The 22,397-nt window shown below is 55.0% G+C and carries 24 protein-coding genes and 1 riboswitch; of the genes, 3 read left to right on the top strand and 21 right to left on the bottom strand.

Features of this window, described 5'->3' with window-relative positions; genetic code table 11:
• Nucleotides 1-117: 117 nt before the first annotated feature.
• The 13 genes from CK911_RS21520 to lfgB all read right to left on the bottom strand — a co-directional run bounded on the left by CK911_RS21520 (nt 118) and on the right by lfgB (nt 11,313).
• Nucleotides 118-1,248 (bottom strand): flagellin, encoded by a 1,131-nt coding sequence (locus CK911_RS21520; RefSeq protein WP_098970923.1) that lies wholly within the window; start codon nt 1,246-1,248, stop codon nt 118-120.
• A 246-nt stretch (nt 1,249-1,494) separates the two neighbouring features.
• Nucleotides 1,495-2,502 (bottom strand): hypothetical protein, encoded by a 1,008-nt coding sequence (locus CK911_RS14990; protein ID WP_253860332.1) that lies wholly within the window; start codon nt 2,500-2,502, stop codon nt 1,495-1,497.
• 14 nt (nt 2,503-2,516) lie between these two features.
• The gene (gene lfgL / locus CK911_RS14995) at nt 2,517-3,434 is read right to left on the bottom strand and encodes a lateral flagellar hook-associated protein LfgL (RefSeq protein WP_098970925.1); all 918 of its coding nucleotides are present in this window, start codon (nt 3,432-3,434) and stop codon (nt 2,517-2,519) included.
• A gap of 11 nt (nt 3,435-3,445) precedes the next feature.
• On the bottom strand, nt 3,446-4,765 hold the full coding sequence (gene lfgK, locus CK911_RS15000) for a lateral flagellar hook-associated protein LfgK (RefSeq protein ID WP_068978397.1): 1,320 nt from the start codon (nt 4,763-4,765) through the stop codon (nt 3,446-3,448).
• The gene (locus CK911_RS15005; protein WP_068978396.1) at nt 4,765-5,163 is read right to left on the bottom strand and encodes a rod-binding protein; all 399 of its coding nucleotides are present in this window, start codon (nt 5,161-5,163) and stop codon (nt 4,765-4,767) included. The genes lfgK and CK911_RS15005 overlap by 1 nt, the downstream gene beginning before the upstream one ends.
• A gap of 8 nt (nt 5,164-5,171) precedes the next feature.
• Nucleotides 5,172-6,278 carry a lateral flagellar basal body P-ring FlgIL gene (gene fgIL / locus CK911_RS15010; protein WP_068978395.1) on the bottom strand — a complete coding sequence of 369 codons (1,107 nt, stop codon included), beginning with the start codon at nt 6,276-6,278 and terminating at the stop codon, nt 5,172-5,174.
• An 8-nt stretch (nt 6,279-6,286) separates the two neighbouring features.
• Nucleotides 6,287-6,958 carry a flagellar basal body L-ring protein FlgH gene (gene flgH / locus CK911_RS15015; RefSeq protein WP_068978394.1) on the bottom strand — a complete coding sequence of 224 codons (672 nt, stop codon included), beginning with the start codon at nt 6,956-6,958 and terminating at the stop codon, nt 6,287-6,289.
• On the bottom strand, nt 6,958-7,743 hold the full coding sequence (gene lfgG, locus CK911_RS15020) for a lateral flagellar basal-body rod protein LfgG (protein WP_098970927.1): 786 nt from the start codon (nt 7,741-7,743) through the stop codon (nt 6,958-6,960). The genes flgH and lfgG overlap by 1 nt, the downstream gene beginning before the upstream one ends.
• An 80-nt stretch (nt 7,744-7,823) precedes the next feature.
• Nucleotides 7,824-8,558 carry a lateral flagellar basal-body rod protein LfgF gene (lfgF, locus tag CK911_RS15025; RefSeq protein WP_068978392.1) on the bottom strand — a complete coding sequence of 245 codons (735 nt, stop codon included), beginning with the start codon at nt 8,556-8,558 and terminating at the stop codon, nt 7,824-7,826.
• 9 nt (nt 8,559-8,567) lie between these two features.
• Nucleotides 8,568-9,770 carry a lateral flagellar hook protein FlgEL gene (gene flgEL / locus CK911_RS15030; RefSeq protein WP_098970929.1) on the bottom strand — a complete coding sequence of 401 codons (1,203 nt, stop codon included), beginning with the start codon at nt 9,768-9,770 and terminating at the stop codon, nt 8,568-8,570.
• Nucleotides 9,771-9,787: 17 nt separating this feature from the next.
• Nucleotides 9,788-10,492 (bottom strand): flagellar hook assembly protein FlgD, encoded by a 705-nt coding sequence (locus CK911_RS15035; protein ID WP_068978390.1) that lies wholly within the window; start codon nt 10,490-10,492, stop codon nt 9,788-9,790.
• Nucleotides 10,493-10,495: 3 nt separating this feature from the next.
• A complete protein-coding gene (flgCL, locus tag CK911_RS15040) occupies nt 10,496-10,921 on the bottom strand; it encodes a lateral flagellar basal body rod protein FlgCL (protein ID WP_068978389.1) in 426 nt (141 codons plus the stop codon).
• A gap of 2 nt (nt 10,922-10,923) precedes the next feature.
• Nucleotides 10,924-11,313, bottom strand: coding sequence for a lateral flagellar basal body rod protein LfgB (gene lfgB, locus CK911_RS15045; protein WP_098970931.1), 390 nt, complete (start codon nt 11,311-11,313; stop codon nt 10,924-10,926).
• Nucleotides 11,314-11,372: 59 nt separating this feature from the next.
• Here lfgB and flgA point away from each other — a divergent pair, with 59 nt between their 5' ends.
• The 3 genes from flgA to CK911_RS15060 all read left to right on the top strand — a co-directional run bounded on the left by flgA (nt 11,373) and on the right by CK911_RS15060 (nt 12,956).
• Nucleotides 11,373-12,164 (top strand): flagellar basal body P-ring formation chaperone FlgA, encoded by a 792-nt coding sequence (flgA, locus tag CK911_RS15050; protein ID WP_098972708.1) that lies wholly within the window; start codon nt 11,373-11,375, stop codon nt 12,162-12,164.
• Nucleotides 12,165-12,240: 76 nt separating this feature from the next.
• Complete coding sequence (gene flgM / locus CK911_RS15055; protein WP_098970933.1) at nt 12,241-12,516, top strand: flagellar biosynthesis anti-sigma factor FlgM; 276 nt, start codon at nt 12,241-12,243, stop codon at nt 12,514-12,516.
• A complete protein-coding gene (locus tag CK911_RS15060; protein ID WP_098970935.1) occupies nt 12,513-12,956 on the top strand; it encodes a flagellar protein FlgN in 444 nt (147 codons plus the stop codon). The genes flgM and CK911_RS15060 overlap by 4 nt, the downstream gene beginning before the upstream one ends.
• Nucleotides 12,957-12,965: 9 nt before the next feature.
• Here the strand turns inward: CK911_RS15060 and lfiJ are convergent, their stop codons facing one another.
• From lfiJ to lfhA, 8 genes are all read right to left on the bottom strand, one after another.
• Complete coding sequence (gene lfiJ, locus CK911_RS15065) at nt 12,966-13,379, bottom strand: lateral flagellar protein LfiJ (protein WP_098970937.1); 414 nt, start codon at nt 13,377-13,379, stop codon at nt 12,966-12,968.
• Between the two features lie 9 nt (nt 13,380-13,388).
• Nucleotides 13,389-14,720, bottom strand: a complete 1,332-nt coding sequence (lfiI, locus tag CK911_RS15070) for a lateral flagellar FliI-like assembly ATPase LfiI (RefSeq protein ID WP_098970939.1) — start codon at nt 14,718-14,720, stop codon at nt 13,389-13,391.
• Nucleotides 14,713-15,405 carry a lateral flagellar assembly protein FliH gene (lfiH, locus tag CK911_RS15075; RefSeq protein WP_098970941.1) on the bottom strand — a complete coding sequence of 231 codons (693 nt, stop codon included), beginning with the start codon at nt 15,403-15,405 and terminating at the stop codon, nt 14,713-14,715. Before lfiH ends, lfiI begins: the two co-directional genes overlap by 8 nt.
• Nucleotides 15,406-15,417: 12 nt before the next feature.
• Complete coding sequence (gene fliGL / locus CK911_RS15080) at nt 15,418-16,446, bottom strand: lateral flagellar motor switch protein FliGL (RefSeq protein WP_098970943.1); 1,029 nt, start codon at nt 16,444-16,446, stop codon at nt 15,418-15,420.
• The gene (fliFL, locus tag CK911_RS15085) at nt 16,433-18,178 is read right to left on the bottom strand and encodes a lateral flagellar M-ring protein FliFL (protein WP_172954028.1); all 1,746 of its coding nucleotides are present in this window, start codon (nt 18,176-18,178) and stop codon (nt 16,433-16,435) included. The genes fliGL and fliFL overlap by 14 nt, the downstream gene beginning before the upstream one ends.
• 8 nt (nt 18,179-18,186) lie before the next feature.
• Entirely contained in the window at nt 18,187-18,516 is a 330-nt protein-coding gene (gene lfiE, locus CK911_RS15090) for a lateral flagellar hook-basal body complex protein LfiE (protein ID WP_083221033.1), read from the bottom strand.
• A 4-nt stretch (nt 18,517-18,520) separates the two neighbouring features.
• On the bottom strand, nt 18,521-19,903 hold the full coding sequence (gene lafK / locus CK911_RS15095; protein ID WP_098970945.1) for a lateral flagellar response regulator transcription factor LafK: 1,383 nt from the start codon (nt 19,901-19,903) through the stop codon (nt 18,521-18,523).
• A gap of 138 nt (nt 19,904-20,041) precedes the next feature.
• Nucleotides 20,042-20,129, bottom strand: a riboswitch (cyclic di-GMP riboswitch).
• A 190-nt stretch (nt 20,130-20,319) separates the two neighbouring features.
• On the bottom strand, nt 20,320-22,395 hold the full coding sequence (gene lfhA, locus CK911_RS15100; RefSeq protein WP_098970948.1) for a lateral flagellar biosynthesis protein LfhA: 2,076 nt from the start codon (nt 22,393-22,395) through the stop codon (nt 20,320-20,322).
• Between the last annotated feature and the right edge of the window lie 2 nt (nt 22,396-22,397).

Consider the following 22,397-nt stretch of genomic DNA (forward strand, 5'->3'; position numbering starts at 1 on the left):
GAGAGCGACCAAGCGCGAAAAAATATTAAATACGCGCGCTATTTGGCGCTGGCTGAACGAGCAGATCACGGTTGTAAAAAAGGCCATCGTTGCGATGGCCTTTTCCGGGGGGGGGGATTAGCGCAACAGCCCGGTGACCATGCCGGTCATTTCGTTGGACTTGGTCAGTACAGACATGCCCGCCTGCATCAACATCTGGTTCTTGGTCATGTTGGTGCTTTCGGTAGCGAAGTCGGCATCCATGATGCGGCCCTTGGCGATATCGGTGTTCTCTTTCATATTGGAGAGGTTGTTAACGGTGTGCTCCAGGCGGTTGATATTGGCACCCAGAGAGGAGCGGACGCTGGTGATATCCTGCATAAACTCTTCCATCTTGCCCATCGCAACCTGAGCACTTTCTTGATCGGTAATGCCATTGGCCAAAACCTGGGAATCCAAACCGCTACCGACTTTGGCGGCAGCTTTAGTCAAAGGTTTAAGGCCATCATCGAAGGCTTTTTGGAGAGGATCTACTGCATTCTGCGCAGTAACGATTGCATCTTTTTCCGCTTGGGTCGCACTACCAGCCAAAGCTTTTTCTTTATCATCAACAATCTTCTGCTTATCAGCAACAGTCTGCTTGGCATCAGCCAGCTTCTTAGCTGCGGAACCGGCTGTAGCATCAGTTTTGTAATCATCCACTGCTTTAACAAGAGCTTGGTCTGCAGCAGATAGTGTTGTACCACCAACAACTTTCTTCAGCGCATCACCAATATCTAGACCAAGGCGCTCGGTGTCGGAACCGCCGATCTGGAAGGTCACCTCACCCTTGGCAAATTTGCCACCGGTCTTGTCCAGCAGATTTTCGCCACCGAAGGTAGTATTACCAGCGATGTTCTGCAGCTCTTTGGTCAGCTCGCCAAATTCAGCGTTCATGGCGGCGATATCTTTGTCGCTGCTGGTGCCGTTGGCGGCCTGGGTGGCCAGATCCTTCATGCGCTGAACGATATTGGTCATCTCGTCCATGGCGCCTTCCGCAGTCTGCATCATGGAGATGGCATCCTGGGCGTTACGCATACCGACTTTCTGGCTGTTGGACTGGGATTGCAGACGGGTGGCAATCTGCAGACCGGCTGCATCGTCAGCGGCAGAGTTGATGCGCAGACCAGTACCCAGACGCTGCATGGCAGTGCTGGCCATTTTGTTGGTAGAGGTCAGTTGGTTTTGGGTCACCATGTTGGCGAAGTTGGTGTGAATTGACAGACTCATTTTCGTTTCCTCGAAATGGATGCTGCCGCTGGCAGCGCTTGGGTAGACCCCCCTAGAAAACGACCATAGCCACGTGAAAATTAAATCTTTTTTCTGTTGCTGATGGTTATTTCTGCACTGTCACTCACCCAGCAAACAATTCGCCTCACTCCCACCCAGACGCACCGCCCACTGACCAGATTACCAATAAAAAAACCGCGCGAGACAAGTCGGGCGGTTTCCTAGTATCGAACACTCTAAACGTGATCAGGTCAATAAGGCGACCACTCCCTGACGGGTGACGTTGGCCTGTGCAAGCAAACCAGACATGGTTCCCATATACCCCCCTTGCGACAACCGTGCAGAGAGCGAAGATTGCAGTTGTGCCAACTCATCTTGCTGCAAGCTCTGGCTACGCGCCTTGACCTTGTCCAGCTGCAACACCATCTTCTGGCGAAACTGCTTCAGTTCGCGCACCGAGTGTTCGATCTCCCCCAGCACGCGTTTCAGTCGCTGTTGTTCCTGACGGATCTCACCCTTGGTGATCCCCTCGGCCATGCGGGTTAGCTGTCCGGATTTGGGCTTGAATTGCACCGGGATCGGGTTGCCGGCGGGGATACGGATCCCTTCACCACGAACCAGTACGGGCTCTTCCAGTTTACGGCGATGGGGGTCAGCGACGGACAACTCCAGCTTGCCCAGTTCATTTAACCTCGCCTGGATATGTTCTTTGCGCAGCACCTGATCGAGTCTGGCAACGACTTCTCCATCCCGGGCACCAGCCGGAAGTGTCACTTCCACTGCACTGTTGCTCTGGGGAAAGGAGAAAACCAGCCGTTCGGTGCTATTTTTGGCACTGAGCAGGTCCAGATGTTCGGCTGTGAACTGGGTGCGCATCTCCTGGGATGACGCAAGGAGTCTGGGCTTGAGCTCGGAGGTTAAGGGGCCTCTTGGTTGAGTCACCTTCTCTTCCAGCATTTTCAAGCGATTAGCCACATCATTGGTAGCCAGCTCTCGCTGGCCCAATTGCCGCTCCAGCCGCTTCAGTTCGCCCCAGACCTGATTAAGCGCCTGCTCCCCTGCCTGAGCATGAGCAATGCGCTGCTGGGCAGCACCGACCAGTGCCCATCTATCCATCCGGATGATATTGGGGTGGCGTTCGCCTTGTTTTTTGGCAACCTGGGGATGAGCCTGCGAGGTCTGCCGGCCTTGCAACTTGGGCTTTGCCTGCGGCTCTGCAACGCTTCCAAGACGGGTTTGCTGGACCTGCATCATGACTCCTTCGCTCGTTACGGCATGTAGTTGAACAAGCTCAGGCCATTAACCTTGGCAAAAGCTTGTTGCTGCACCTGTAATGCCATCAGGACGTGGGCCTGTCGGGTCGCCGCCTCGGCATAATCCAGCGACTCTATCTGGTTACTGACTTCCTTGCTATAGACACCTTTCTCGGCATGACTCTCATCAATCTGATCGAGCAGATTGATCCGGGCGCCAATAGTGCTCACCGCCTGACTGATATTATCTTGCAGCGCCTGACTGCGACCGAGCATAGCCCGGGCTTGATCGGCAGCATCAGGTGCCGCGGCATTAATTGCCGTCACCATGCTATCGAGTCGCTTGAAAAAATCGTCCGGCTGCAGAAACAGCTTATCGGCAGTCTGGTTCAAGCCAATTGTTACGCCTTTGGCAATGCCGACTTCCCGAATCAGAGCATCACCCTTGTACGTGTAACTACCGAAATCAGCCGCCGCCGGGTCCGTCACCTTGACAAGCGCCGTCTGATCCACCTTGCTACCGCTAAACAGGCTGGAGCCGCTTTCGTTACGCGCATTGGCCAAATCCAGCAGACCATCCTTGATAATGACAACTTCGCTGGCGACCGCCTTGCGATCAACATCCGACAGGGAGCCAGTAGCCGCCGTCTGGGTCAACTCACGCAACCGCATCAACATGTTGGTCATGGTATCGAGCTGCAACTCCCCTTGGGAGAGCTGGCTCTTGGCATTGGCAATATTCTTCTGATACTGCGCCATCGCAGCTTGCTCTTTCTGCAACCCCAATAGCTGCACACTAGCCACAGGATCATCTGATGGCTGAAGAATGCGTTTTTGAGTCGAAATCTGGCGATCCAGCCGGGCATAATCCCCGAAACCATGTTGCAAATTGTCGAGCATGCTGAGCTGGATTTGATTGGTACTTATCCGCATGGTTATTACTCTCAGAACATGTTCAGAATGGAGTTGAAGAGCTGCTCGGAGGTACTGATCACCTTGGCGTTTGCCTGATACGCCTTGGTATACGCCATGATCTTCACCCCTTCCTCATCAGTGTTTACACCGCTAACACTACTCAGCTTGGCCGCCATCTGTTTTTCCATATTAGCATCGGCCTGCATGGTCGCCTTGGCCTGACCACTCTGTACCGCCATCTTGCCCAGCAACGCACTGAATGCGTTGTACTGGCTATCTTTGATGGTCAGCAGATCCTGCAAGTTGCGGTTGTCCCCCTTGCCACCCCCTGCCTGGGCAAAGGCAAGATCGCTACCGGAAAAACCAGCGGCAACTCGCAGCGAACCAGAGGGGTTAAGAGGGTCGTAAGAGAACAGCGGCTTGCCCGCCGCACCATTCAGATCAAGTCCGGTCGCTTGCTTGGCATTGAAGTCATCAGCCAGCTTTTTGGCTATCTGATCCAGCTCACTGCGTAACGGACGCAGCACGGTAGCGCGATAATCCATTACGCCAGCCAATGAACCACCGTGCAATTTGGGCACTTCAAACGTCTGGCCACCAAATGCGAGGCTGAGTTTATCGCCAGCAAGAGTCAGGGTGCTGCTGCTGCTACCCAGAACCAACGGCTGTCCTTGCGGCAGGCTGAGGGCAAAAGAGCCATCGCTTTGACGATTTACCCTCACCTCCATATAGGTTGAAAGCTCGCGCACAACCTGTTCGCGACTGTCTTCCAGCGCCGCGGTATTGACCGCTTTGGCAGTCTGATCGCCAATTTGTACGTTCAGCTCAGCAAGCTGTGTCAAGTAGCTGTTAACTTGGGAAACAGTGCTGTTCAGCTGATCATCGATCTGCTTCTCCTGGGTCACCATGCTCTCGTCAAGCTGGGTAAACCGGTTGGCGAGCGCCCCAGCCGAGCTGACGATCTGGCTGCGTTGTGCCGGAGTTTCCGGGCTATCTAGCGCCGCGCTGAGTGAGGCAAAAAAGCTGTCTAGCCCTTTCGCAATATTCATGGACTCACTGCCCAGCAATTGCTCGGTAGTATTGATGTATTGATGAAAAGCATAGGAAGAACCGGTGGCCGAACGGCTACGCCAATGCTGGGTAACAAGATAGTCATCCGTTACCCTGCGCACCCCTGTCACCTCGACACCAGCACCATTATCCAATCGCCCGAAACCGGACAGACTGCCCATCATGGCTTCCTGGCGGCTATACCCGATGGTATTGACGTTCGCGATATTCTGGGCGGTCAGGTTCAATGCAATCTGGGCTGCATTTAATCCGCTGGCGCCGATATTGAGCAGTGACATCAGTCAACCTTCTTCATTTTTGCCGAGTTGAGAGGCTGGCTGAATGCAGCCAGGGTCTGCTGTTCTGAAGCGACCGCCACGTCCGGATTCTTTAATGAAGGGGCCAGCTGGTTGACCATCTGCTCCCGCAGTCCGATACCGCCCCGCTTGACCATGCTCATCGCCAGTTGGCTGTCATACATGTCGCGATAAAGGGATTGCCCCTTGATGATCTTGTCATCTTCATCCTGCAGAGCATCGGTAGCCGATCGCATATGCTTGAGCACGGTTTGCAGAAAGCTGACTTCAAACTGACCAGCTGCCGCATCCAGTGCCGCACGCTGATCCGGGTTGTTTTTGATTTGCTGCAATTCATTGAGATCCTGATAAAAACCAGGATCCGAGCTAATTCTGGTCATGAGAGTCCTTAAATAACCACCAGCTCACCCTCAAGGGCACCAGCCTCATTGAGCGCTTGCAAGATGGCCATGACATCATCGGGCGTTGCCCCGAGAGAGTTGACAGCCTTGACGATCACTTCCAAAGAGGTGCCATCCGGCCAGACAAACATATTGTTCCGTTCCCGATCGACCTGGATCTTGGAATTGGGCGTCGTGGTGGTCTGCCCATTGGAGAAGGCATTGGGCTGACTGACGGTTTGGCTCTCGCCAATCGTCACCGTCAGGCTACCGTGGCTAACGGCAGCCTTGTGCACTTTGACTCCCTGCCCCATCACCACGGTACCGGTTCGACTGTTGAAGACCACTTTCGGTCGCTCCTGGCCCGGATCGACCTTGATATCCTCCAGCAGGGCCATAAAAGCGATACGCTGGCTCTCATCTCTGGGCGCTGCAATCTGGATACGGCCTGCGCTTACCGCTCTGGCGACCGGCCCCAACTGGTGATTGATCGCTCGCTCAACATTGCGCGCGGTCTTGAAGTTGGGTTGGTGCAAATTGAGGGTCACTTCCGGCTTTTCGGCAAAATTGCTCACCACCTCTCGCTCAATGGTGGCGCCGTTGGGGATAATCCCGGCCGTCGGCACGTTGATAGTGACCGATGATCCGGATTGCCCTTCCGCCTTCACCCCGGCGACAACCAGATTGCCCTGCGCCACGGCATAGACTTCACCGTCGATACCACGCAGGGGTGTCAGCAGCAACGAACCGCCACGCAGGCTCTTGGCATCACCGATAGAGGTCACGGTAACGTCAAGCAACTGCCCTTTGCCTGCCAGCGCGGGCAGTGTGGCCTGGACTGAGACGGCCGCCACGTTCTTGAGCTTGGGATCGAGATCGTCAGGCAACTGCACGCCAAACTGCTTGAGCATGTTGGCCATCGATTGACCGGTAAATTTGACCTGGCTCTTGTCACCGGTACCAGAGAGACCAACCACCAGACCATAGCCAACCAGCTGGTTGGTTCTCAGCCCCTGCACATCGGCAATATCCAGCAAGGCTCGCTTGGTCGGTGCTGCGGCCTGACTAACCCAGGGCAGGCAGAGACACAGCAGGGCGATAAACCATCTGTTCATGTGAATCCTCAAAATGGCGCAAACGCCGAGCTAAAGAAGCGGCCCAGCCACCCCATCTGGTTGCTGTCGGCGAGGGCACCGCGACCGGCATAGGTAATGCGGGCATCGGCGATGCGCTGGGACGAGATACGGTTGCTCTGGTCAATATCCTCGACCCGTACCATGCCGCCCAACCGGATGTACTCATCCCCCTGATTGAGGCGGATCCACTTCTCACCGCGGATCCCCAGTACGCCATTGGGCATCACTTCCGCGACAGTGACAGTGATGGAACCAGCCAGAGTATTTTGCTGACTGGAAGTTGCGCCACCATCAAAATCCCGATCGGCACTGAGGGAGGCCCCCAAATCGGTGTATTGTTTACCACCAATAGTGGGGGTGGGTACATTCATGCTGCTGTTCTTGCTCATGCTGGTATTGGCTTTCTTGCTCGACTGGGTACGCTCTTCCAGCACCACGGTCAGAATGTCACCAATCCGATAAGCTCGCCGATCCTGAAACAGGGTCATCATATAGTTGCCACGATAGAGGCTACCATCTTCTCCCTGTGCAGCCGCTGCGACCTTGGGCCGGGAAGGTGCCCACTTTTCATCGCCAGGCTCGGGCGCCTGCAGCTCATAAGTGGCACAGCCGCCCAGCAACAGTACCAACCAGATATAACGCAGCATCGACTTCATCATCACAAAGCCTGAGTGACAAACTTGAGCATCTGGTCCGCGGCAGAGACAACCTTGGCATTCATCTCATAGGCCCGCTGGGTAGTGATCATGTCGACCATCTCCTCGACCACATTGACGTTGGAGCTCTCCAGCGCAAATTGCTTGACGGCACCCATCGCCTCCTCGCCCGGCACACCTTCAATCGCTTCACCGGAAGCACCCGTCGCGCGGTAAAGGTTGCCACCGAGCGCTTCAAGACCCGCCGGATTGGCAAAGTTGGTCAAGGTAATGCGGCCCAGCTCGACGTTATCTTGCTGACCCGGCAGCGAGGCGCTGACGGTACCATCGGTGCCGATGGAGATCTTGGTGGCGTTATCGGGGATCTGGATCTGCGGCACCATGGGCAAGCCATCAGAATTGACCAACTGCCCCTCGGCATTGCGATGCCATTGGCCATTTCGGGTATAGGCAGTCTCGCCATCCGGGCGCTCGACCCCGAAGAAACCGGCACCGACCACCGCCATATCCAGCTCCTGGTTGGTGTTCTGGAATTGACCGGAGGTGAAGACCTTCTGGGTGCCCACAATACGCACACCATTGCCCATCTGAATACCGATAGGCGCCAAATTTTGCTGATCCTGCTGAGCACCCGGCTGGCGCTGCACCTGATAGAAGAGATCTTCAAACGCCACCCGATCGCGCTTGAAGCCGACCGTGTTCACGTTGGCCAAGTTGTTGGAAATGCTGGCCATCTTGGCATCTTGTGCCGACAGACCTGTTTTACTGACCCATAAAGCTGCGTGCATTCTTTGATTCCACCTTGTTCATCAAGCCTCGTCCCCAAGGGCGTGGCCAAACACCGGGTATCGACCCGATGCCATCAATATCAACCCTGACCGGAGATCAACTTGGCCCCTTGACGAGCCTGATCGTCAGCCGCTTTCATCAGCTTGACCTGCAGTTCGAAATTACGGGTCAATGACATGCTGCTGACCAGTTCATCCACTGCATTAACGTTGGCCCCTTCCAGAAAGCCGGATGCCATCACCACCTGATCACTGACCTCGGCATCCTCTCCCTGGCGCATCCGGAACAAACCATCGTGGCCTTTCACCAGTTCGGCAGGATCCGGATTGACCAGTTTCAGGCGGCCCACATCGAGCCGAGCGCCACCACCCGGAGGAGTGATGCTCAGGGTGCCATCCTTGCCAAAACTGATATCACGATAAGCAGGGAGCACCAGCTCGCCACCTTCCCCCAGCACCGGCCGACCGTTGAGGGTCAACAACCCGTCAGCATCCGCCTCCAGGTTACCCGCACGGGTATAGGCCTCTTTACCATCCGGCGTCTGCACCGCAAGAAAGCCCTCGCCACGAATCGCCACATCCAGCTTGCGACCGGTCTGCATCAGGGCGCCAGCCTTGAAATTGGTCCCTGCCATCTCTTCTCTGGCCATCACCCGACTCTGGTAACCATCTCCAGTCAGGGCATACGCAGAAACCCGCTCAAAGTCAGCCCGAAAACCGGCGGTATTGACATTGGCCAGGTTATTCGCCCGAATTTGCTGAGCCATCAGGGTATGTTGTGCCCCGGACATGGCGGTGTAGATAAGCTTTTCCACGGATTACCCTTAGAAGGAGTTGAACAGGATCTGGCTCATCTTGTCAGCCGAGCTGATGGTCTTGGCGTTAGCCTGATAGTTGCGCTGAGATGTCATCAGGCTCACCAGTTCACCTGTCAGATCCACGTTGGAGCTCTCGTAAGCACCGGCGGTCAGTTTGCCCAGTGTCCCTGTTCCAGGAGCACCCAGCACCGGTTGGCCAGAGCTGAAGGATTGCTGCCAGGAGGTGTTGTTTGCCTGTAACAGGCCATTGGGGTTGGCGAAGTTAGCCATCACCACCTGCCCCTGCAACAGACTCTGACCGTTGGTGAATGTCGCATAGACACTGCCATCGGCGGCGACACGCTCTCCGGTCAAGTCACCGGCGGTATAACCGTTGGACTGGTTGCGAGTCGCATTGAAATCGGAGGCATACTGGCTGACCCGGCTCATATCCAGTTGCAACGCAATAGGCGATGCACCCGCAGGAGTCAGGGCCAACGTGGCTGGAATAGTGGAGTTAGCGGTATCCAGTTTGCCATTAGGGGTGAACTTCATTTCAGTGCCGGCTGCAGGCGTCACATCCGTGCCATTAAAGCTGTAATGAACATTCCAGGCATTGGCCCCTTTTTTCACAAAATATTGGGTAACGGTATGTTCAGTCCCTAGCGAGTCATAAACCTTGCTGGACTGGGAATAGCTGAAGGTATCCGACTTGTTGGCATCAAAAGTAGCGGCCGCCGGGATGATGCTGGCATCAGCTTTGAGGTTGGCAACAAACTCCAGCTTGTCGGATGGTTTGGCTGGCAGACTGCCTGCCTTGATCTGGATATCCCCGACCACACCGGATTGCAGCTTGCCAGCATCGTCCGTGGTATAGCCCTGCAGACGCGCCCCACCAGCAGTGGTCAGGTAGTTAGCGTTATCGCGCTGGAACATGCCTGCGCGAGTGTAGGATGTCTGGCCACTGCCATCTTTCAGCACAAAAAAACCGCTGCCCGAAATCGCCATGTCCAGCCCGCGGCCGGTGCGAGTCATGTCACCATTTCGATCAAAATTCTGCGAGACGTTGTTCATCTCAACACCGCCGGCCTGACCACCACCGTAAATTGCCGCAAATTCGGCACGGCTGGATTTGAAGCCAGCGGTGCTGGCGTTGGCCACGTTGTTACTGATAATGCTCAATTCCTGGTTTACGGCGCGCAGGCCGCTTAATCCGATACTGAAAGACACAGTGCGCTCCTCTTTGATTACGCTGATTTGCCGAACTGGATTGCACTGAACAGCGGGACATCGCCCACGCCGGCAACCTGCAGCATTATTTCACCTGTATGCAAGCTCACACGATCAACTTTGCTTGCCACATAATTCCTGGTCGCCACCTGGGTCTTCCCAGTCGACGCCTTGACCTCAAAGCTGTATTCACCGGCAGGAAGGGGGGGCAATTCATAATTCAGCTCACCCGCCTTGCTCTCGCCCCAGCTCTTGTTGGCCACCAATACGCCATGCTGGTCATACACCTTGAGATCAACCTGTTCCGCCACACCTTGCAGCTCGATTTGGCCGCGGATCTTGTGCTCTTGTTGCTGCTTGAGGGTTTTGCTCGGCACCATGACCTCTTTGTCAACCAAGGCGGTACTCTGCAACACCTGCTGGGTATCCATCTTGGTGTTGCTCTGGAGCTGAAGCGTCTTCAGTCCTTCAACCCCCTCTACCATGCTGAACTGGGCAAGCTGAGCGACATACTGGGCCCCATCCAGCGGATTGGTGGGATCCTGGTTCTGGATCTGCGCCACCATCATCTGCAGGAATTCGTTACGCAGTTGCATGCCACCATTCTGGTTACCCTGGGCGCCCTGAGTAGCGCCAAGGTTATTGCTGGCTATCTTGGGGTCGGCAGTGGTCTGAGCTGTACCACGCGCTGTATCCAGGCTACTGATCTGCGGCAGACTCATGGCTTAGGCTCCCTGACCAAGACGCAACAACCCCTGCTGCATGCTGTTGATGCGGTTGATCACTTCAACCGAAGTTTCAAAACCGCGAGAGGCACTCATCATGTCGGCCATCTCTTCCACCACGTTGACGTTGGAGTAGTAAACAAAGCCATCCTGATCGGCCATCGGGTTGGTCGGCTCCAGCCGTTTCTCAACCTGGCGGTCAGACTGTACGATGCCAGCCACTTGTACCGATGCGGCCCCAAGGCCATCGGTATCCTGAATCTTCTGATAGAGAGTGGAAAATACCGGCTTGATGGCACGGAAAGCAGAATCTTCACTGGCGGCTGCACTATCCACGTTGGCCAGGTTGGAAGCCACGGTATCCAGCCGCACGGTCTGTGCACGCATAGCGCTGCCAGCGATGTCATAAATCTTGTTAAACGACATGGTTAACGGCCCTCGATCGCCTTGGCGATCCCGGTAATTTTCATATTGAGGAAAGTGAGACTGGTCTGAAAATCGGTGGCATTGTTGGCAAACTTACCCTGCTCAACCCCCAGCTCTGCCGTGTTGCCATCCATGGAGACCTGATAAGGAATGCGGTAGAGAGGATGACGCATATCATCACGCATGGCGCCCTGGCTGATGGCCTGACTCTCGTTACCGGCAGCAACTTGCTGCGCGACACGCCCCAGAATCGTCTTATAATCTACGTCCCGAGCCAGGTAGCCCGGTGTATCCACGTTGGCCAGATTTCCCGCCAGAATACGCGCCCGCTCAGCCCTGACATCGAGGGCATAAGGGTGTACGCCGAGGGCGCTGTCAAATGAGATACTCATGCTTCATCCTTTATCGTTCACTCAGACCGGGGTTTTCCTTATCAAGACTCATGCCAATCATGAAAAGACCTGATATCAAGCGGTTACAACACGTCATCAACCTCAAAACAGCGAGGAATGAGGAAGTGCGACTTCCCGTGTGGAAATTAGCCGGTGTACTTTGGTTGCTATCAGGCTCGCCGGCTCATGGCGAACCGCAAGCTCAAAGCGACTTGCTTGAGCAGTTGCTTGAACAAGATGCACGCCAGAGTCTTGATGACTACATAGCCCAACAGAGATGGCCTGCAACAACGGGGGAGTTTCGCGTCTGGCTTGCCCCTTCCGCCGACCACCTTCCCCCCTGCCCACCCGGAAACATATCGCTACAGGCAGGTGGCCTGTATCGGCAACCCTGGGGACGTCGTCCCTATCTCATCGAGTGCACAGATCCCGCTTGGCAGGTGCGTGGGCGGGTAGAGGTCTCATTACTGTTACCGGTCTGGGTTGCCGCACGGGATATCGCAAAAGGTCAATCCATCAGCGCCAGCGACCTGGTGGAAAAGGAGCTGGATGTCAGCCGCATACAGCGCGGGTTTACCCCGAGCAATCACTCCCTGCTGGGACATAAAAGCAACCGGCATCTGAGAAGCGGACAGCTCATCGGTGAGCTGGACTTACAAAAGGTCTGGGCGGTCAAACAGGGGGAGGGAGTGCTTATCCGTGCAGGGGAAGGTGAGTTCTCCGCAACAACCAGAGGGGAGGCCCTCGAAAATGGTGGAATAGGCGACGGGATCAGGGTGAAAAATCTTAGCTCTGGCAAAGAGATACAGGCATGGGTAACAGATACCGGGGAAGTTGAAACCCGCTTTTGAATCCAGGCAGCTATTTGATTCAAGTTTGACAAGCCTTGGGTCGCTTGTCATAGACAGACCATCAGGAATTTACGTTATGAAAATTACCCGTACTGACTCGCTCTATATTCAGAACCAGCCAGGCCGCAAGCAGGATGCGGCGACCAAGCAAAGCTCCAAGCCAGCACAACAAGCTGATGCCCTGATCAGCAGCACGGCACAGTCAGTTGCCAAAGCCCGCAGCCAGCTTGCCACAACCCCGGATGTCGACATGGACAAGGTCAACGAAATCCGCAAAGCCATCAGTGAAGGCAAGCTGGAGATCGATCTGGATGCGCTGGGTCAGGCCATTCTGGATATGCATCGTCGATGAGTGTGGATACCAAAGCCACCGTTAAGGCATTGATCCTCGGGATCCAGCAGGACTACGGTCACTACACCGAACTCACCGCATTATTGCTTCGCCAGCATGCGCTGCTGGCAAGCCATGATGTCGATGGCCTGCAAGTCCATAACGAGCAGCAGAGCGCGCTGATGGCCAAGGTGACACAACAGGCAAAATTGCGCTGCCAGCAGTTGCAGACATTGGGACTCAAACCCGATGAGAAGGGGATGGCCACCCTGATTGCCAAGTTGCCACTTCCCCTGCGCACCACGGTGGCCAATCAATGGCAACAGCTTGAACAGTTGCTGCACCAGTGTCTGCGTCAGAATGATCTCAATGGCCGCCTGCTGGCAGGCCAGATGGAGACCATTCACTCGTTGTTGGGACAAGATTCAGGTTATCGCGACCCGAGCAGCATCGCGGATTAACCCTCGGCCTTACTCTTTGCGGGTAAGATGACGCAAGCTGGCCAGCTCGTCCATCTGCAGCTGATCCCGCCTCTCCTGCTGCTGGCGAGCAACATCATCACGTCTTGCCAGCAATAGCTCCAACCCTTTGACCCGCCCGAACTGCCGGACCAGTTCCCCTTCATGACGCTCCAGATCCAGTCTGGCCAGCGCCGATTGCTGCACCTGATGGGATAGCAAAAGGCGCAACTGGCCATCCATCTGTTGCTTGTTTTGCCATAGCAAAGGATGAAACTTGTCGGAACCGGGCCGCAGCGAAGAGATCACTTCCTTCAATTTGTGCGCTCGCTGCTCTTCCCGCAACGCCAGCTCCCGCAAGCGCTGACGCTCAGCGCCAAGATTTTCAAGCTCTTCCTGTTGCAAGCCCAGATAAGACTTCAGCATAACGAATCCTTATCCCTGCCCCAGCACCTGCTTGAGACCAACCATCACCTGTTCAAAGGCCATCTCTTCATGCAAGCCTTGCTGCAGGAATGCCGCAATCCCCGGATAACGCTGAACAGCGTCATCCATTTGCGGATCGGCCCCGGGTTGATAACCCCCCAGTGGCAGCAGCTCACGCACCTGCTGATAGCGTCCCCATAGCTGGCGCAAGGTTACCGCCAGCTTTTGCCATTCTGCGGGCACGACCTGTGGCATAACCCGACTCACCGATGCACCGATATCAATGGCAGGATAGTGGCCCTCTTCCGCCAGACGACGGGTCAGCACGATATGACCATCGAGAATGGCGCGCGCCGCATCGACCACCGGATCCTGCTGATCATCACCTTCCGCCAGCACGGTGTAGAAAGCACTCAGACTGCCATCCGGATGCGTGCCGTTACCGGCTCGCTCCACCAGCTGGGTCAGCATGCTGAATACCGAGGGCGGATAGCCCCGGGTCGCGGGGGGTTCACCGATGGCCAGTGCAATTTCACGCTGTGCCTGGGCATAACGGGTCAGTGAATCCATCAGCAGCAGCACATCTTGCCCCTGCTCACGGAAATATTCGGCAATCCGGTGACATAGCTGGGCCGCTCGCAACCGCATCAGTGGAGATTGATCCGCTGGCGCAGCAATAACCACCGCGCGAGCCAGACCTTCGGCGCCCAGACTGTGCTCGATGAATTCGCGCACTTCACGACCCCGCTCACCAATCAGCCCCACCACGACGATCTGGGCTGCGGTATTACGGGTCATCATGCCGAGCAACATACTCTTGCCGACCCCCGAACCGGCGAACAGCCCCAAACGCTGGCCCTTACCAACCGTCAGCAGGCCATTAATGGCGCGGATACCGACATCCAGCGGTTCACGTACCGGGGTTCGCAATAGTGGATTTGGTGGAAGAGCAAACAGGGGTACGCTGTCACCAACGTCTGGTAACGGCTGCCCGTCGAGCGGCTGTAGCAACCCATCGAGTACCCGTCCCAGCAAGTGAACACCGAGTCGAACGGTCTCCTCTCCATCGATAGGTTCGACCTGAGCACCAGCGAAGAGGCCACTCATCGGCTGCAGCGGCATCAGGTAAGAGATATCCCGGTTAAAACCGACCACCTCAGCCAACAGTGGTGTTCCACTTGCCGTACTGACACGACAACGTTGCCCCATCACCAGTTGGCAGCCGACCACTTCCAGAGTCAGGCCGGTCACTCGCACCAACCGGCCAAAACGACGAAACGCGGGCAACTCATCCAGATTGTCCAGCGCACTGGTCAGTGCCTGCTGCAAGGCCTCATGCATCTTGCGGCACGTCCAGCGAGCTGTTGAGCTGTTCGATGCAACTTGCCAAACGGGAGCTGGTGCTCACCTCGACGACGGCAGCGCGAGTTTCGATACGGGCATCGCCCACCCCGAGTGCTGCATCGACTTGCAATGGCCACCCTTCACAACGAGTCACCCCCTGCTCGGCAAGTCGTTGCCGATCTCCCTCGTTGAGGTAGATCACCAGCTCTTCCGATTCACTCGGCAAGGTAGCCAGCGCCTGCTCGACCTGATTCATCACCTGCTGCGGATTGAGGGTGAATTCGGCCATAATGACCCGTTTGGCAACCTGCGCCACCAGTTTGGCAATCAGCTCTTTCTGCTCGGCCATCCGGGCCCGACTCAGCGACTCCCACTGCTCTTGCAGCTTGGCAAATGGCACCATCGCCTGTTCGAAGGCAGCTCGCCCCTCCGAAAGACCCTGAGCAAAACCGCGGGTTTGCCCTTGTTGCAAACCGGTGCTCTCACCGTCCTGCAGACCGCAGGTCAACCCTTGCTGATAACCAGCCTGATAACCTTCGTCGTGACCTTGCTCCAGCCCTTGCTGATAGCCGAATTCAAATTGTTCCTGTTGGCTCTGAGCCTCTTCCCCACTCTGACCGAGCGCAGGGAAGCGATACAGACGGGTCGCCCCAGGCATCAATTTGCGTACATTGTGACTCATGAATGCCTCCTGTTAACTGACGGTGGGCTCTTCGAACAGCTGGAACTCGATCTCGCCCTGCTCCACCAACTCGCGGACCAATTGCATGACCTCTTCCCTGGCCTGCTCGACCTTGCGCAAAGAGACACTGCCCTGGTTCTGGATCTGATCGTCCAGCGCCTGAGCCATCCGCTTCGGCATGGCACCCAGAATAACTTTGCGGAAAGTGGTCTCGGTGTTCTTGAGGGCCAGTGCCAGCAATTCGCTGGGCAGCTCCTGCACCAACCGTTGCAGGGTGTCGTCGCTCTGACGGCGCAGCGCCATGAAGTCGAACATGTTCTTCTCGATCTCCAGAGCCATGTCACCATCATGCTCACGCAGCAGCGAGAGCATCTGCTCCTTGTCACCCTGATAGCGGTTGAGGATATCGGCCACCTGCCGCACCCCATTTACCTTGGCACCGGATTGATCTGCCACGTAAGCCAGACAGCGATCCAGCGTCAGCCTGAGCTCACCCAGCACATGTTCGCTGACACTGCTGAGACTTGCGACGCGCACCAGCAAATCGTCATGAACCGAACCGGGCAACGCATCGAGCACGGCGGACGCAGTCTGGGGCGGAAGGAATGCCAAGAGCACAGCCTGCATCTGGGGATGCTCGTTGCGGAAGAAACGGGCCAGTACATCGGCAGGCACCCACTGCAGGCGCTGGATATCCTGACTCATCACATCGCCGTACAAGCTGTCGAGCAAACTACGGGAGAGCCGTTGACCCAACGCCAGATCCAGCGTCTGTTCCAGATACTCCCGTGAGGCACTGCCAATCCCGCTCTGCTCTCGGTATTGGTTGAAGAACTGCTGCAATGTCCACTTCGCTTCGATAGCGCTGACGCCAGACAGAGCCGCCATCTTGGAGATCAAACGCTGCACCTCGTCACGGGAGAGCTTCTGCATTACCTTGGCAGCAGACTCGGTCCCCATGCTCAGCAACAAGATGGCGGCCTTTTCAAGGTTGTCGATATCGATATCGACGGCACTCTGATTCAAGTTAACGCTGTTCATTGCCACTCACCCACGCTCTGACAACCTCCGCCACACGGGCGGTATCTTTTTCAACCAGCAACTGCAAATGCTGGAGTTGCACCTCAAGTTCAGATCCCGGCTCTGGCAGTGACTCCATATCCAGTGAAGAGAACTGAGGTTCTATCTTGTTGTCTGCGTGGATCAAGCCATTGGACAACGCGGCCGATAGTTGGGGATCATCACTACGCATGGACAATCCGACGGTGGGCTCCAGCTCTTCATCTGCCAGATTGACTTCCATATCCGGCTGTTGCTGGGTACGGACCAGATGTTTCACCAACGGGCGAATACCGAAGAATACCAGCGTCAGGCCAAGCAAACCGCCGACCAGATAACGCAAGGAGTCTTGCCAGTACGGGGTTTCCCACCAGCCGGATTCGGGAGCCGTCACTGGTACTGCACCATTGAAATCAAAGGCCTGCAGACTGATCTGATCACCACGAGACTCATCGAAACCGACTGCACGCTCCACCATCTGACGGATCTGTTCCAGTTGATCGGCACTCCAGCCACCTTCAGGAGCGATCTGTTGGTTAAGTAGAATGGATACGTTGATCCGCTCCAGACGCCCCTGCTGATAAGTGGTATGCACTATAGTGCGGCTGTTTTCGTACTGCTTGCTGACTTCCTGACGCTCAGTACGTGTATCATTCTGTGGTTGTGGCTGCGCAGCATTACCTTTGGCGGTATCGGCTTTATCCTCTTTCGCTGAGGTTTCTGGCGGACGGTTGGAAAGCGCCCCGGGAATGCCCATCGCCAACGCATCGACGGTTTTGTCCGATTTGTTGGACTCATGAGTCACCACACCTTGCGGATCGAGCTGCTGTTGGGTCTCTTCGACAGCATTGAAGTTCACGTCAGCCGCAATCTGCACCTTGAAATTGGTACTGCCCAACATGGGGTAGAGCATGTCACTGGCGCGTTGACGGATGTATTGCTCCAGCTTGCGGACATACTCCATCTGCTGGACACTCTGTTTGCCAAAACCAACCTTATCGCCCAATTCTGCGCTGAGCAGTTGGCCTGATTGATCCACCACAGTCACGGCACCGGGTTTCATTCCGGAGATACTGCCAGCCACCAGATTGGCGATCGCCTCGACCTGGCCTGCTTCGATGGATTGGCCCGGTTGCACATCGAGCATCACTGACGCGCTGGGTTTTTCCTCATCTCGCCCCACGAACAGCGTGCGCTTCGGTATAGCCAGATGAACACGGGCACTACGCACAGCATCAAGCGCTATGATAGTTCGGGCCAGTTCACCTTCCAGGGCATGACGATAACGCGCCCCTTCCATAAATTCGCTGGTGCCCAATCCGGTTACGTTGTCCAAACCTTCCAGGCCAGACGGCATAGCCGCACGAACCCCTCGTGCAGCAAGCGCCATCCGGACATGAGCCAACTGGTTTTCAGGAACCAACACCTGACCGGTGCTTTTTTCCAAACGGAAAGGCACCTGTTCCTTCTCCAGCATCTCCATGATGTTGGCGGTATCGTATAGCTCCTGTTTACCATATAGGGGGACATAGTTTTTGCTGGAGGTCCACAGGATCACCACAATGGTACCAGCGACAATCGCAGCTAGCAGGGCAATGGTCAGGATCGATTTGTTGTCACGGGAAAGAGTACGCCAGTTACGCAGCCCCTCTTGAAGTTTGATCTTGAACGAATCGGAGGCAGTCCCCTCAGGGGATGTTACAAGTTCAGTCATCAGTTACCTCAAAGTGGCATGCGCATGATGTCGTCAAAACCGGTCATCAGCTTGTTGCGCACCTGCATCAAGGCTGAAAAACTCAGGCCAGCTTTTTGACTCGCCACCATGGCGCCAACCAGATCATCACTCTGTCCGGCATCGACCGATGCCATCAACTTTGAGGCAATATTTTGCTGTTCATTGACACGCCCTACCACATCGTGCATCGCATCTGAAAACGATGCTCCCGATACATCACTATTGGATTCGATAGAAGGAGTCTGACTGGCGACACGCTGCATCTCCTGCATTTGTTGCAGTAGTGTCACCTGTGATGACATCATTTGAATCTTCACTATGTTATCCCTCTGCTTGAATCTGCTGTTCAATATCAATGCCTTGCTCACGCATCGCCGCAAGCTTGTAGCGCAGCGCCCGGGTCGTCATGCCCAGTGCATCGGCTGTGCGGGTACGATGGCCACGAAAGCGGCGCAAGGTCTCTAATACAAATTGGAACTCGGCATTCCGACGGGTTTCACTTAACCCCTCAGGAGCATGCCACATGTCTGATGCGGCTGTTTCTTGGACAAGAATACAATTTGGCAGCATCAAATCGACTGACTGTATATGCAAACCACGCGCCATAATTAACGAACGTTGTATAACATTATCAAGCTCCCGCACATTACCTGGCCACTCATAAGACAGCAGCAACTGGCAGGCCTGCTGACTCAAGCTGTATCCCTGCTGAGGTGCATAACGCTCAATAAAGTAGTTAGCCAGAGGAATAATATCGTCAGGACGTTCACGCAGGGCGGGCCAGCTCATTGGCAAAACATCAAGGCGATAAAAAAGGTCTTCACGGAACAGCCCATCAGCAACCAAAGTCCGCAAATCTTTATTACTGGCAGCAATAATTCGAACATCCAGCGCAATCGTTTGATTACTGCCAAGGCGCTCCACTTCTTTCTCCTGCAACACCCGTAATAACTTGGCTTGCAGGTTCAAAGGCAGTTCAGATATTTCATCCAGCAACAGGGTACCACCCTGTGCCAATTCAAACTTGCCAGGCTGTGCAGAGGTAGCACCAGTGAACGCACCTTTATTGTGGCCGAAAAGAATCGACTCAAGCATTGCCTCCGGAATGGCCGCACAATTAATTGCCACGAACGGCTTTTCAGACCTGACTGACATTTCGTGAATATAACGGGCCAACCGCTCTTTACCGGTACCGGACTCACCACCGATGAGAATGGTGGCAGATGTTTTGGCCGCTCGCCGAGCCAGTTGCAATACCTGCAGGCTCATGGGAGAAACGGCTATCAGATTGGGGATCGCCTGACGAAGGCGTAAAGCACCGCGCACCGCATCAAGCAATTGCTGAGTGCCGAAGGGTTTGACAATATAGTCGATAGCCCCGGCACACATGGCTTCCGCAGCAATCGCAGCCTGATGCTCATTGACCATGATGACGCAGTCTAGCCCCTCAAACTCGCGTAGAATACGCGGCCCAAGCTCGGTCATGGCATCCATATCGAGCAAGATCAAATTAACATCATTGCCAGCAATAATGCCTTTTGATTGTTTAACAGAATTAACACTAGATACACGATACCCCTCTTCCGAGAGGCGTGTTTTGATAATATTTTCAGCGGTTAATGTGGGTCGTATCAATAATATGTGTGGGGTAATGCTATGACTACACAACCCGTTTGTTGTATTTATCGGTAATCCCGAAAGCATAGGAATCTGACACCTGCGACTGTGGATAGAACAATCAATAAAGATGAAGAGTCAGAGACAAGAACGCCATACAAGATCGCACTGCATCAACAGTGCGACATTATATCGATGTGGTAACAAGGAGATGTCTAGATACACCTTGGTAACCCCGCTGTCATTAGCTTTCCCGCTGTTAGACCGGAGGCTTTGCGTCCTGACTTTTCAGTTCAGTTTGCCCTTATCATGTGATTGTCCATGTCTGGACGGCACGACCATATTGTTCGCTTGGTCGTTGAATACACACTTATTGTTATAATGATTATTTTTAGTTGACGTAGCACTGCGTCAATTTTAGTCACATCATATAGTATTCATACGGTAATTCAAGCAGGAGTGCGGAAAAAACACTTCCCTTCAGGATATTTATCCAACAGCAATTAACCAAGTGTACCAATTACCTCCACCCGTAACTCTTCAGGTATTTCATTGTAAGAAAGCACTTTGAGACCCTTTGCAAATGATCGGGCATAACGGGCCATTAACGGCCTCAGTTGAGGCATAACAACTAACACGGGGGCATGTCCCAACTGCTGCAGCTGCTCCTTCACCAACGGCATATTCTGCTGCAATTGGGCCAGCAGTTGCGGATCAACAGGGAAGCTGTCCAGCTGGATCTTGCCCTGCTGCTGTGACTGGTTCATCGCGGCCAGCAATGTCTGCTCAAGTCGATCATCCAGGGTAAACGTGGCCAGCACATCGCGATTGCCAATGGCCTGTCGCACAATCTGGCGCTTCAAGGCGCAGCGCACATCAGAGGCCAGCAAGACCGGATCTTTGGTCAGCTCACTCGCATCCAGCAGTGTCGTAGCAATGGTACGTATATCGGTCAGGCTGACCTGTTCCTTTAGCAATTGACGAAAAACTCTCAATTGCTGCATCTGGGTCAGCGCCAGATTAAGCTCTTCAGCCAGCCGGGGTGACTGACTGGCCAGGTATTGGCCCAGCTTGCCCACTTCATCATGACCAAACAGCGCATCAAGTTGTTCACGCAACAGCTTGCTGGCATGAGTGGCAATCACTGTGGCAGAGTCCACCACCGAGTAGCCGAGATTAAGCGCCTTGGCCTTGTGCTCCGGTGAGATCCAGACCGCACTCATACCGTAGGCAGGGTCCTGGGTCAACTCGCCATCGAGCGCACCATAAGTCTCACCACTGCTGATCGCCATCAAGCGCTGACAATCCACATTCCCCATCGCCAACGCGACACCGGACAACTTGATCCGGTACTGATCCGGTTGTAACTGCAGATTGTCGCGCACGCGGATCTCGGGGAGCAGAAAGCCATACTGCTCAGAGAGGGTTTTGCGGATCCCGCGCACCCGAGCAAGCAATTCCGCCCCTTTATCCGTTTCAGCCAATGGTACCAGACGATAACCAAGCTCGATGGCAACCGTATCAACCGGCAGCAAGTCCTGCCACTCCAGTGCCTGCTGTTCAGGCTGGATCATTTGACGAGTCAGCTCTTGCGCCGCATCCAGATCCGGCACATTGACGGCGCGCTTGCTGACACTCCAGCCAGTCCAAGCCAGCACAGCAGCAAAACTGAGGAATGCGAACATGGGCATGCCTGGCACCAGACCCAATATCAACATGATAATTGCCGAGGTATAGATAACCCGGGGGGAAGCAAGAATCTGTTGGCCAACCTGATCAGCCATCTCCCCCTCATCGCTGACCCGAGTCACGATAATCGCAGCGGCAGTCGACATCAGCAGGGACGGGATCTGGGCAACCAGACCATCACCAATGGTCAGCAGCGCATAGCGCTGGAAGGCATCGGCGACGGGCAAAGCATGCTGGAAGATGCCAATGGCCAACCCACCCACCAGGTTGATGATCAACACCAGCAGGCCAGCAATCGCATCACCACGAACAAACTTGGAGGCACCATCCATCGCACCATAGAAGTCTGCTTCGCGCGCGATCTCCTCACGGCGGGCTCTTGCCTGATGCTGATCCATGGTGCCGGCATTCAGATCGGCATCGATGGCCATCTGCTTGCCCGGCATGGCATCCAGTGTGAAGCGGGCAGATACTTCCGAAATCCGCTCGCCACCCTTGGTGATCACCACAAAGTTGATGATCATCAGGATCACGAAGACCACCAGACCGACGACATAGTTGCCACCGATCACCACTTCACCGAATGCCTGAATGACCTTACCGGCCGCTTCATGCCCTTCGTGACCGTGCAACAACACCACCCGGGTTGAGGCCACGTTCAGCGACAGACGCATCAAGGTGGCAACCAGCAACACGGTAGGGAATACGGAAAAATCGAGTGGTCTGCGGGCCGAGACAGATACCAGCAACACCAGTACCGCCAACACGATGTTGAAGGTAAAGAGCGCATCCAGCAGCCAACCGGGCAGAGGCAGGATCATCATGGCCAGAATGGCCAATAACATCAGCGGAATTGCGGTATAGGATTGGGTTAATACACGCCAGTTCAAAA

The organism is Aeromonas sp. CU5 (genome assembly GCF_002586745.1).
GTDB lineage: Bacteria > Pseudomonadota > Gammaproteobacteria > Enterobacterales > Aeromonadaceae > Aeromonas > Aeromonas sobria.

What these genes read in the sequence shown, in the direction of transcription:
- CK911_RS21520 (WP_098970923.1), bottom strand. Translation starts at nt 1,248, where the DNA reads ATGAGTCTGTCAATTCACACCAACTTCGCCAACATGGTGACCCAAAAC.
- CK911_RS14990 (WP_253860332.1), bottom strand. Translation starts at nt 2,502, where the DNA reads ATGATGCAGGTCCAGCAAACCCGTCTTGGAAGCGTTGCAGAGCCGCAG.
- lfgL (WP_098970925.1), bottom strand. Translation starts at nt 3,434, where the DNA reads ATGCGGATAAGTACCAATCAAATCCAGCTCAGCATGCTCGACAATTTG.
- lfgK (WP_068978397.1), bottom strand. Translation starts at nt 4,765, where the DNA reads ATGTCACTGCTCAATATCGGCGCCAGCGGATTAAATGCAGCCCAGATT.
- CK911_RS15005 (WP_068978396.1), bottom strand. Translation starts at nt 5,163, where the DNA reads ATGACCAGAATTAGCTCGGATCCTGGTTTTTATCAGGATCTCAATGAA.
- fgIL (WP_068978395.1), bottom strand. Translation starts at nt 6,278, where the DNA reads ATGAACAGATGGTTTATCGCCCTGCTGTGTCTCTGCCTGCCCTGGGTT.
- flgH (WP_068978394.1), bottom strand. Translation starts at nt 6,958, where the DNA reads ATGATGAAGTCGATGCTGCGTTATATCTGGTTGGTACTGTTGCTGGGC.
- lfgG (WP_098970927.1), bottom strand. Translation starts at nt 7,743, where the DNA reads ATGCACGCAGCTTTATGGGTCAGTAAAACAGGTCTGTCGGCACAAGAT.
- CK911_RS15035 (WP_068978390.1), bottom strand. Translation starts at nt 10,492, where the DNA reads ATGAGTCTGCCGCAGATCAGTAGCCTGGATACAGCGCGTGGTACAGCT.
- flgCL (WP_068978389.1), bottom strand. Translation starts at nt 10,921, where the DNA reads ATGTCGTTTAACAAGATTTATGACATCGCTGGCAGCGCTATGCGTGCA.
- lfgB (WP_098970931.1), bottom strand. Translation starts at nt 11,313, where the DNA reads ATGAGTATCTCATTTGACAGCGCCCTCGGCGTACACCCTTATGCCCTC.
- flgA (WP_098972708.1), top strand. Translation starts at nt 11,373, where the DNA reads ATGAAAAGACCTGATATCAAGCGGTTACAACACGTCATCAACCTCAAA.
- flgM (WP_098970933.1), top strand. Translation starts at nt 12,241, where the DNA reads ATGAAAATTACCCGTACTGACTCGCTCTATATTCAGAACCAGCCAGGC.
- CK911_RS15060 (WP_098970935.1), top strand. Translation starts at nt 12,513, where the DNA reads ATGAGTGTGGATACCAAAGCCACCGTTAAGGCATTGATCCTCGGGATC.
- lfiJ (WP_098970937.1), bottom strand. Translation starts at nt 13,379, where the DNA reads ATGCTGAAGTCTTATCTGGGCTTGCAACAGGAAGAGCTTGAAAATCTT.
- lfiI (WP_098970939.1), bottom strand. Translation starts at nt 14,720, where the DNA reads ATGCATGAGGCCTTGCAGCAGGCACTGACCAGTGCGCTGGACAATCTG.
- lfiH (WP_098970941.1), bottom strand. Translation starts at nt 15,405, where the DNA reads ATGAGTCACAATGTACGCAAATTGATGCCTGGGGCGACCCGTCTGTAT.
- fliGL (WP_098970943.1), bottom strand. Translation starts at nt 16,446, where the DNA reads ATGAACAGCGTTAACTTGAATCAGAGTGCCGTCGATATCGATATCGAC.
- fliFL (WP_172954028.1), bottom strand. Translation starts at nt 18,178, where the DNA reads ATGACTGAACTTGTAACATCCCCTGAGGGGACTGCCTCCGATTCGTTC.
- lafK (WP_098970945.1), bottom strand. Translation starts at nt 19,903, where the DNA reads ATGCTTTCGGGATTACCGATAAATACAACAAACGGGTTGTGTAGTCAT.